The 10,850-nt window shown below is 42.3% G+C and carries 9 protein-coding genes and 1 pseudogene; 2 read left to right on the top strand and 8 right to left on the bottom strand.

The annotated features are described in order from the left end of the window. Together AC1DRQ_RS15615 and AC1DRQ_RS15610 are read left to right on the top strand one after the other, a co-directional pair. Positions 1 to 233, top strand: a pseudogene (locus tag AC1DRQ_RS15615) (hypothetical protein); the annotation flags it as partial. A gap of 209 nt (positions 234 to 442) precedes the next feature. Further along, positions 443 to 628, top strand: a complete 186-nt coding sequence (locus AC1DRQ_RS15610) for a CsbD family protein (RefSeq protein WP_429399967.1) — start codon at positions 443 to 445, stop codon at positions 626 to 628. Positions 629 to 686: 58 nt separating this feature from the next. Here AC1DRQ_RS15610 and AC1DRQ_RS15605 read toward each other — a convergent pair whose 3' ends face one another. The 8 genes from AC1DRQ_RS15605 to AC1DRQ_RS15570 form a co-directional block, all read right to left on the bottom strand. Then, positions 687 to 1,622 carry a hypothetical protein gene (locus tag AC1DRQ_RS15605; protein WP_477425594.1) on the bottom strand — a complete coding sequence of 312 codons (936 nt, stop codon included), beginning with the start codon at positions 1,620 to 1,622 and terminating at the stop codon, positions 687 to 689. Between the two features lie 2 nt (positions 1,623 to 1,624). After that, the gene (locus tag AC1DRQ_RS15600; RefSeq protein WP_477425593.1) at positions 1,625 to 2,533 is read right to left on the bottom strand and encodes a hypothetical protein; all 909 of its coding nucleotides are present in this window, start codon (positions 2,531 to 2,533) and stop codon (positions 1,625 to 1,627) included. A gap of 181 nt (positions 2,534 to 2,714) precedes the next feature. Next, on the bottom strand, positions 2,715 to 3,899 hold the full coding sequence (locus AC1DRQ_RS15595) for a M20 metallopeptidase family protein (RefSeq protein ID WP_477425592.1): 1,185 nt from the start codon (positions 3,897 to 3,899) through the stop codon (positions 2,715 to 2,717). Beyond that, positions 3,892 to 4,356: an SPOR domain-containing protein gene (locus AC1DRQ_RS15590; RefSeq protein ID WP_477425591.1), complete on the bottom strand. Its 465-nt coding sequence runs from the start codon at positions 4,354 to 4,356 to the stop codon at positions 3,892 to 3,894. Before AC1DRQ_RS15590 ends, AC1DRQ_RS15595 begins: the two co-directional genes overlap by 8 nt. A gap of 174 nt (positions 4,357 to 4,530) precedes the next feature. Next, complete coding sequence (gene secA / locus AC1DRQ_RS15585; protein ID WP_477425590.1) at positions 4,531 to 7,839, bottom strand: preprotein translocase subunit SecA; 3,309 nt, start codon at positions 7,837 to 7,839, stop codon at positions 4,531 to 4,533. Positions 7,840 to 8,094: 255 nt separating this feature from the next. Next, positions 8,095 to 9,018 (bottom strand): bifunctional riboflavin kinase/FAD synthetase, encoded by a 924-nt coding sequence (locus tag AC1DRQ_RS15580; RefSeq protein WP_429399961.1) that lies wholly within the window; start codon positions 9,016 to 9,018, stop codon positions 8,095 to 8,097. Positions 9,019 to 9,095: 77 nt separating this feature from the next. After that, positions 9,096 to 9,818: a tRNA pseudouridine(55) synthase TruB gene (gene truB / locus AC1DRQ_RS15575; protein WP_429399960.1), complete on the bottom strand. Its 723-nt coding sequence runs from the start codon at positions 9,816 to 9,818 to the stop codon at positions 9,096 to 9,098. Between the two features lie 184 nt (positions 9,819 to 10,002). Next, on the bottom strand, positions 10,003 to 10,797 hold the full coding sequence (locus AC1DRQ_RS15570) for an undecaprenyl-diphosphate phosphatase (protein ID WP_477425589.1): 795 nt from the start codon (positions 10,795 to 10,797) through the stop codon (positions 10,003 to 10,005). Positions 10,798 to 10,850 lie beyond the last annotated feature (53 nt).

Below are 10,850 nucleotides of genomic sequence, written 5' to 3'. Positions count from 1 at the left end.
GGATCTCCCATATGGCCAATAAAAAAGTAAAAACACTTTTGCACATGGCTGCATTAGTAGCCATTCAGTATAATGATGAGTTAAGGCTTTATTACGAAAGGAAAGTCAACGTCGAGAAGAAGAATAAAATGAGTGTCATAAACGCTGTAAGAAATAAACTTGTACAACGTATTTTCTCCTGTGTAAGACAAAATAGAAAATATGAAAAAAATTATCTCAAATTAGTTGCTTAGATCATAGAAATCGAGGTACGAAGCTATCTCTACGGAAGTAGATCAATTATGCACTTCAGTGGGCTCTGTATAGCATAGAGATTGCTTCGTACCTCGCAATGACGCGTTTTTTCTGTTCCTGATTCTCACATCCTGGCTCAAATTTCCTATTCCCCAAAAACCAATCCAACTTCCTGCTGTTATTCTAATACATCTAAATATAAAACACCATGGATAAATTAGAAATAAAAGGCGGCTGGAATGAGTTGAAGGGCAAAATAAAACAAGCCTACGGCGATCTGACAGATGATGACCTGATACGCGACGAAGGTAAGGACGATGAATTGTTAGGAAAACTTCAACAAAAAACGGGCAAATCCCGTGATGAGTTGGTAAAGTGGATCAACAGTTTATAAAATGAAAAGGCCCCTTTTTAGGAGCCTTTTCATTTTAACTTAATGGAGCATGAAAATATTAAAACACGCATTCATTCCTTACATTGATATTTTTATCCTCAAGGTTTTCTTGTAACTGACGCCATTTTTTATTCCGCAGTGTGCCTGCCATATATAGGTCACTTTCAAAATCTACACTTATTATTCTTAATGAATAAGGCATGTTAGAATCCTGCTGTTCAAAAACCACTTCTTTAATATCACCAAGCCGGTATATTTTTTTCACCCAAAATAAGTTAGGGTTCCGGACTATAAAATATTTATCCGAAACACCGAAAAAGCACATGAATGAGGATAGCCACCAGAAAAAAATAATACCCAGGCAAATTAAAAAAGCTACAAGCCATACGTGGTTAGTTATTATAATACCATAACATAAAAGGCCAAGAACTATCCATAAAATTACCCCTCTGTAATTAAGAAACTGAGAGCCATTATACCGTACAAATTGTTCATGCTGAATATCTGAAATAGTGGGCCTTATAATTGGTTCTATCCAATCGTTGGTTTTCTTAATAATGTGGTATCTTATAAATCTTTTAATGGCCGCTGTATTAGCATACATATCATCAAATAAATATATTTTGTTGCTGCCTTTAAATTTGAACATTATCCCTTCCCTCGGATAGCCAAACATATAATTAAAAGGTCTTTTGCCTGCTAATTCAATTCGTTCAAGATCTTGCCACAAAAAAGTAGTATTGCGGTTAATTACTATAGCATCCGTATTAATGTAAAAATTTGGGACATTTTTAAAATACCGAACTATGGTATACAGGGCCAAAATTATGAAACTTAAACTCATCAAAATTATAAAGCCCTCGCCTGCTTTTGAAAGCGCTTCTTCATATAGTCTCCCTACAATAAGGGCCAGCGACAGGTAATAAAGTACTAACAGAAGCACCTTTAGGTAGAATTTTTTCCAATGCCTGCGGATGGTAATTTCTTCTATCAATGTTAGTTCTTTTTATAATCTTTATGCACAATCAAAAAGCTGGCACGTTCTTCCTTATGGAAAGGAATATTCCAGTTGCCCTGGTAGGTTATTTTTGTGGGCAGCAACTCGCCCTCGAAGTTGTTGAGCTCAATGTTCATCTGAACATCAAAATCAACAAACATGTTACTAAATTTCATATCAATATAGCGGCCCAGTATCTGGAACGTGCGTTCATCAAATATGGTGGTCATTTCCTTAATCATGGTATCGCCGTCAGATGTGCTTGGCTTGCTCCTTACCCTAAACCGGTAAACAGGTATGGTATCCAGGTATTTGCCGCGGGCAAATTCATAGTAATAATATTCCCGCATATCCTCCGAAAATATCTCGGTTTTACTGCTGATGAACGGGATACCTTTTACCTTACGCCCTGGGGTGAAGATAAGTGTTTTAAGTTTGTCTTTATATGATTCATTTTTACCGCCCGAACCCGGCAGCGCATCGCCCTTAACAAAATCAGAGTTGTAGGCATTCATGAAAATATAATCAAACATCTCTACGGTATACAATTGGTATTTGCCGTTCTTTTTAAACATGTTGCCGCTATCAAGTTTGGCTAAATACTCCATTTTGTGTTTACCGGCAACACTACTGTGTACTATTTTACGATAGACCTTACCGTCAACCTTGTTCTTTTTATCGTAGGTAAAAATGCGGTTCTCGGCAGTAAAGCCGTACTGCTTCATGTTTTGAAAAGCCTTATAAAAACTGGTATCGGCCAGTACGGCATCAATAAAATCCTGCGCGTTAAGTTTGTGCGACCTGATATCAACCAATGAGTCAATAACAATAGTGCGAATGGTATCAGGATTAAAACGATTGATCTGCTGGGCAAAGGTAGCGCTGCCGGCTATTGTTAACGCCAGCATTAATAATAATTTTTTTATCACACTATTGATGTTCAAGATTTAAAACTGTACATACCATTCAAAAGAACTAACCATTAAGTCATCCTGAACTTGTTTCAGGATCTCATGGAATAGGTTGCCATTATGAAGTACACCTTGCATATGGGGTGCCGAAACAAGTTCGGCATGACAGATGCAGTTGCTAATTCCCCAATTGTTTAACCGCCAGGTAAGCCATTAAACCGGTGCTTATACCAAAGGCGCTCTCTTCAATATCAAAAGTGGGTGTGTGTACCGATGAGGTAATACCGCGACTTTCGTTGCGTGTACCTAAGCGGTAAAAACAGGAATCGGCAACTTGTGAATAATAGGCAAAATCTTCGGCAGCCATCCAAATGTCAAGGTCAAGCACATTCTCTTTACCGAGATAATCTTCGGCGTGGCCACGGGTTGAGGCGGTTAGTTTTTCTTCGTTGATCAGGAATGGATAACCGCGTATAATGTTAAAATCGCAGCTGCCACCCATACTTTCGGCTATGCCCTCGGCCATTTTTTTCATGCGTTTGTGGGCTTCCTCACGCCATTTCTCATCCATGGTGCGGAAAGTACCCTCCAAATAAACTTCATTCGGGATCACGTTGGTAGCCCCGTTGGCAATCACTTTTCCAAATGATAATACCGACGGGCTTTTTGGATCGGCAAAGCGGCTTACTACCTGTTGCAGGGCGGTTAATATATGAGCGGTAATAATTACCGGATCAATGTTTTGCTGTGGCTGCGCGCCATGGCCCCCCTTACCCTTCACCGTAACATAAAGCTCATCGGTTGAGGCCATATATTTACCTGCACGGAAACCTACCTTACCGGCATCTATTAAAGGCATTACGTGCTGACCCAACACAGCCTGTGGTTTTGGATTTTCCAATACCCCCTCTTTGATCATCAAACTGGCTCCGCCGGGCAGCTTTTCTTCTGCCGGTTGAAATATCAGTTTTACAGTACCTGCAAACTGGCTTTTCAGTTCGGTTAAAATACGGGCAGTACCCAGCAATGATGAAGTATGCGCGTCATGACCGCAAGCGTGCATTACCCCTACGTTTTGTGATTTGTAGGGTACATCATTAGCCTCGGTGATAGGCAATGCATCCATATCTGCACGCAAAGCAACCACATTGTTTGATGGTTTATCCCCTTTTATAAGGGCCACCAAGCCGGTATCGGCCATTTTGTGATACTCCAAACCAAGTTCTTCCAATTTGTTGGCTACAAAAACAGAGGTTTGTAGCTCGTGGAAAGATAGTTCGGGATGGCTATGCAAATGGCGGCGGTTAGCTACCACATCGTCAAATATTTTCCTGGATAATTCCTGTATTTGCTCTTTAATCATTATCGGGATCTGTTTTAGGAGGGTTAATTTTTTCGGAGATGATGAACAGGCTTGAAAACGAAGACCGGAGTTCCTGCATCAATTTTTGGGCTTCCATGCGTGTCCTGAAATCGCCGGCACGAACCTTAAAGTTAGGCTCGCTGTAAATGATATACGTACGCAATTCGGGATACTGATCCTGCAACCTGGCCTGGGCGCTGTAGGCATCTTTACGGTTTGATCCGCTAAATATTTGCACCCTATAACCGTAGGATGAAAATGCAGTCGGAACTCCCGCCGCGTTATTCATTTCAAATCTTTTGGCTATCAGCGTATCAACAAGCGGATCTTTAATTACCTCAACCCGGCCACGTACCTGCTGGGCAAAGGTTTGGGTTGATGCCAGTATCAGCACAAAAAAAATGCAGTATTTGATGAAGGCTGGGTTAGCTTTATGATCAAATACTGCTGTTTTCATTTTCTTTTATTTCTTAAAAACAAGGGCTGTCATGCCGAACTTGTTTCGGCGTCCCACATGTAAAATCGGCTTCATGCTGGCCAACTTATCCTGAGAGATCCTGAAACAAGTTCAGGATGACATCTCTCTTTTGTCTTTTTAAAGTCTCCCCTTTAGGGGAGATTTAGAGGGGCTTTAATTTTGCCCTACGCCGTGGCAGTTCTTATATTTTTTACCACTACCGCAAGGGCAAGGGTCATTGCGGCCTATTTTATTCTCTACCCTAACCGGAGTTGCTTTTTGCTGCTCGCGGAAATCATCCATCGGCAGGCCACTGCTTTCGTTCACCAGCTCAGGTTTGGAAGTTTTCATCTTACGCAGATCAAGCTTAGGCTGTGGCTTCGCTTCCTTTACCTCTTCGGCCTGTTGCTGAACCGGGATTCCTCCCCTGAACAAGAAGCTCACGATCTCTTTGTTCACGTTGGCAAGCATTCCCCTAAATAGTTCAAAAGCTTCAAACTTGTAAACCAATAATGGATCCTTTTGCTCATAAACCGCGTTCTGTACAGATTGTTTTAATTCATCCATCTCACGCAGGTGCTCTTTCCAGGCATCATCAATCAGGTACAGGGTCACGTTCTTTTCGAACGATTTAAACACCTCAACCCCATGATTATCTACCGCCTTTTTAAGCGGAACAGAAACCTGTATGCCGTGTATACCATCGCTAAATGGCACCACAATATTTTCAACATACTGGCCGCGGGTATCAAACACATCTTTCAGTACAGGGAAAGCTTGTTGTGCAACAGCCTCGGATTTACGTTTGTAAAAGTCCATTACCGTTTGGAAAGTCCTGTCGGTAAGTGCGGCGATAGATGTGGCTGCAAATTCATCAATGCTTAACGATGTATCTACAGAAAACAAACGGATCACCTCCAGGGTAAAACCTTCGTAGTTATTGGTCTCTTTATACTCAGTAACAATATCTTCAACAACATCAAAAATGGTATTGCTCAAATCTACGTCAAGGCGTTCGCCAAACAAGGCGTTTTTACGTTTGGTGTAGATAACCGTACGCTGTGAGTTCATCACATCATCATACTCCAGCAAACGCTTACGGATACCAAAGTTATTCTCTTCTACTTTTTTCTGTGCACGCTCGATGGATTTGGAGATCATAGAGTGCTGGATAACCTCGCCCTCTTCAATACCCATACGTACCATCAGGTTGGAGATACGCTCTGATCCGAATAAACGCATCAGGTTATCCTCTAACGACACAAAGAATTGTGACGAACCCGGGTCACCCTGCCTACCGGCACGACCACGCAACTGCCTGTCAACACGACGCGACTCATGACGTTCTGTACCAACAATGGCCAAACCGCCTGCATCCTTAACGCCAGCTCCTAATTTTATATCCGTACCACGACCAGCCATGTTGGTAGCAATGGTCACTGTACCAGTTTTACCGGCTTCGGCCACAATATCGGCTTCCTTCTGGTGCATCTTGGCATTCAGTACGTTATGTTTAATGCCGCGCAATTTAAGCATGCGGCTCAGTAATTCAGAAATTTCAACCGATGTAGTACCTACCAGTACCGGTCTGCCGGCTTCTGTCAGTTTAACAATCTCATCGGCAACGGCATTATATTTTTCGCGGATGGTACGGTATACCAGATCCTGCCTGTCTGCACGGCTTGCAGGGGTATTGGTTGGTATCTCCACCACATCCAGTTTGTATATTTCCCAAAACTCACCTGCCTCTGTAACAGCAGTACCGGTCATACCGCAAAGCTTGTGGTACATACGGAAGTAGTTTTGCAGGGTGATGGTTGCGAATGTTTGCGTTGCGTCCTCCACCTTTACATTTTCTTTTGCTTCGATAGCCTGGTGCAAACCATCAGAGTAACGGCGGCCATCCAATACACGGCCTGTTTGCTCATCAACAATCTTCACCTTGCCTTCGTCCAAAATGTATTCAGTATCTTTTTCAAACAGGGTATAGGCCTTTAACAACTGATTAACCGAGTGGATACGTTCTGATTTGATAGAAAAATCGCGCATCAGTTCATCCTTGCGGGCAATTTTCTCTTCAGTGCTCAGGGTCGATTTTTCGATTTCGGCAATTTCGGTACCTACATCAGGCATCACAAAAAAGTGAGGATCTTCGCCCGATGAGGTGATCAGTTCGATACCTTTTTCGGCCAGTTCAACCTGGTTATTTTTCTCGTCGATAACAAAGAAAAGCTCGGAGTCAACCTTAGGCATATCCTTACCCTGATCCTGCATATAATGGTTTTCGATCTTCTGCAAAAGCGATCTGTTGGCTCCCTCACTTAAAAACTTAATTAAAGCCTTGCTTTTTGGCAAACCTCTAAAAGCCCGCAGTAAGGCCAGGCCACCACCATCAGCATCTATATTACCTTCATTAATGGCTTTTTTAGCCTCGTTCAGTACGCCGTTAACATAAGCTTTCTGGGCGTTAACCAAACGCTCAATGCGTGGTTTCAGTTCATAAAACTCATGCTCGTCGCCACGTGGTATCGGGCCTGATATAATTAAAGGTGTACGGGCATCATCAATTAAAACTGAATCGACCTCATCCACCATCGCGTAGTGCAATTTGCGTTGTACTAATTCTTCAGGGCTACGTGTCATATTGTCACGCAGGTAATCAAAACCAAACTCATTGTTGGTACCAAAAGTTATATCGGCCAGATAAGCGGCGCGGCGTTCCTCTGAATTCGGCTCATGTTTATCAATACAATCAACCGATAAACCATGGAACTCATACAGCGGACCCATCCATTCACTATCGCGTCGGGCCAGGTAATCATTCACCGTTACTATGTGAACACCTTGTCCGGCTAAGGCATTTAAATACGCAGGCAGCGTGGCTACCAGCGTTTTACCTTCACCAGTAGCCATTTCGGCTATTTTACCCTGGTGCAGTACAAAACCGCCTATTAGCTGCACATCATAGTGTACCATGTCCCAGGTTACCTCATTACCAGCGGCAAGCCAGGTATTGTGGTGTATAGCCTGATCGCCCTTAATAACCACGTTGCTCTTGCTCGCGGCAAGTTCACGGTCAAACTGGGTGGCGGTAACTTCAATGGTTTTATTACCGGCAAAGCGGCGGGCGGTTTCTTTTACTACCGCAAAAGCTTCGGGCAATATATTTAACAATATATCTTCCAGCTCTTTATTGCGGTCTTTTTCCAGTTTATCTAACTGAGTATAAAGCTCTACCTTTTCGCTTACATCCATATCCAGCTCATTTTCAGTGCGATCTTTAATAGCTTGTATCTCGCCATCAATGCCTGAAAGTCCCTGGGCTATTGTTTCTTTAAAATCTATGGTTTTAGCTCTAAGCTCATCATTGCTGATGTTGTCGAGTTTTGCAAATTCAGCCTTAATTTTTTCAACTATTGGCTGTATTGCTTTTACATCCCGTTCTGATTTGCTTCCAAAAAGCTTACTGATAAAATCTAACATATTAATTTGATATGATCCTACAAACTCAACAATTGCGCCAAGGCAATTAACAGAGCCATATTGACAGGTAAAGGTACAGTTTTAGTTGAAAACTTGGGGAAGTTAGTTAAGAGTTTTGAGTTTCTTAGGGTTTGTATGACCCGGAACTAAAGGTTTGGTCTGAACCGGGATTTTTGGGATTAAGGGATTAAGGGATTTTTTTCTCTGAAAATCGTGGTAATCTCTTAATCTGTTTAATCGTGGTTCAGACAATTATTACAACAATGCCAGCACGTCTTCCTTATCCTTTGCTAACTGCACTTTGAGTTCATCAAGGGATGAAAACTTGATATCGCCGCGTACATAGTGGTGAAATTCCATGCGGATGGGCTGGTTATATATCTCCTGGTCAAAATCAAAAATATTCACCTCGATGTTGTGGGTTAAGCCATTCACCGTTGGGCGGCTGCCAATATAGGCCATGCCTTTATGCTCAATGCCGGCCACATTTACAGTTACGGCAAAAATACCATCGGCGGGGATAAGCTTATATTTTTCCTCTACCACAATATTTGCCGTTGGATAACCCAGCTGCCTGCCGAGCTGATCGCCACGGATCACGGTGCCGGTAATAAAAAATGGATAGCCCAAATAGGAATTAGCCAGATCAATTTTATCACTTAACAAAGCATTTCTGATACGGGTTGAACTGATGGCCACCTCATTGATGTCCTGTTCAGGTATTTCTACTACATCAAAACCATAAACGGGACCAAGTTTGAGCAGATCATTAAGGCCCCCTTGCCTGTCTTTACCAAAGCGGTGATCGTAACCTATTACAATTTTTTTGGTTCCTATTTTATTAACCAGCACATCGCGAATGTAACCTTCGGCGGTCTGGTTTGAAAAATCTCTTGAAAATGGCGTAATAATCAAATGATCAACCCCTAATTGCTCCATTAACTGAGCCTTTTCGGTAATGGTAGTGATCAGTTTCAGGCTTTCATCCTCGGGATGCAATATCATGCGTGGATGCGGAAAAAAGGTTAAAATAACGGTTTCGCCACCAATGCTATCCGCCAGTTCCTTTATCCCCGAAATAATTTTACGGTGACCAATATGCACCCCATCAAATGTACCGATGGTTACTACCGCATTTTTTACCGCTGTAAATTCGTCAATATGATGATATATCCTCATTTTATGAGTAAAAGCACAAAGTTAATTTTTTAGTTGACCACGGTGAAGCTGCACATTATTTTGACGCAGAAATGTATTTACTCTGCCGCCGGCTCGTTCACCACCTTTAATCCCCTGATCATGTTTACCAGCTCCATCACTTCCCAGGCATCATCTACCCGGTAATTACCGCTGCGGGTGCGCCTTAATTTTGAAAGGTATGCCCCGTTATTAAGCGTAGCTCCAAAATCATTCACCAGCGACCTGATATACGTACCCTTGCTACAAACTACCCTGAAATCAACTTCGGGCAGTTCAATTCGGGTTAACTCAAACGCGCTGATGGTAACACTGCGTAAACGCAATTCTACATCCTCGCCCCTGCGGGCCTTTTCATATAAGCGTTCACCATCAATTTTTATAGCTGAGTGCGCCGGCGGATATTGCTGTATGTCGCCAATAAACTGTTCGCAGTTATTACGCAGCTGCTCTTCGGTAAGTTGGCTGGTATCAAACTTTTTATCAGGCTCAGTCTCCATATCGTATGATGGCGTGGTTGCGCCCAATATCATGGTACCTGTGTATTCCTTTTCCTCGGCCTGGAAAGTATCTATCTGCTTGGTCATTTTACCGGTGCAAATGATCAGCAAACCTGTAGCCAACGGATCAAGCGTACCGGCATGGCCCACCTTTAACTTAAGCGGCTTAAAGGAGTTACGAATTTTGCCTACCACATCAAAGCTTGTCCAGTTGTAGGGTTTGTTAACCAGCAGCAGCTGTCCTTCGGCAAATTCTTCTATTTTGGTATAAGTTTTTTTCAATATGGATTCTTTTTACCGGATATCCCCGGGATTTGGGGCAAAGGTAGGGAATTTGCAGGAACCGGAATTAAAGACTTTGTCTGAACCACGATTAAACAGATTAAGAGATTACCACGATTTTAAGAGAAAAAAATCCCTCAATCCTTTAATCCCGGAAATCATGGTTCAGACTAAAAAATAATATTTAAACGATCTGCAAAGGATGTCCGCTCCAGATGAGCCCGATAATAAGCGCGCCTACAACAATACGGTACCAACCAAATATCACAAAGCCTTTACGCTCTAAAAAGGTGATGAATGTTTTGATGGCCAGCATGGCTACTACAAACGCTATTACATTACCAATGGCCAGCAGTTTAATTTCTTCGCCGGTAAATATGTGGCCTTCTTTATGAAAATCGTATAGTTTTTTCGCGGTTGCCGCAAACATGGTAGGTACTGCCAAAAAGAAAGAGAACTCGGCCGCAGCCGTACGTGTAAGCTTTTGCGCCATACCACCCACAATGCTCGCTGCCGAACGTGATGTACCGGGGATCATGGCCAAACACTGGAAAAAACCAATTTTAAGCGCCGTTAAATAGCTGATGTCTTTTTCTTCCTTTACGGTTGGCTTGTTAAACCATTTGTCAACAAACAACAATATAATACCACCCACAAACATCGTGATGCCTACGGTAAGTGCGCTCTCTAAAAAAGCATCTATTTTTTTGCTGAATAATACGCCGAATATAGCCGCGGGTATAAAAGCTACCAGCAATTTTATGTAAAAGTTAACCGATTGTAAAAACCTTTTGTAATACAATACTACAACCGATAATATAGCGCCTAACTGTATGGCAATAGTAAATAGCTTAACAAAAGGATCGGCTGCTATGCCCATTATGGATGAGGCAATAATCATGTGGCCGGTTGACGATACCGGTAAAAATTCTGTTATCCCTTCAATTATGGCAAGGATAATAACGTGGATGATATTCATTGAGGGTAGATTGGGGGTTGAGTTGGATTAGATTTGGTTGATTGAGCTGGATT

It is taken from the genome of Mucilaginibacter sp. P4_E8 (assembly GCF_056401495.1).
Note: the sequence above shows the minus strand (reverse complement) of the source record. Positions and strands in the feature narration are given on the sequence as shown.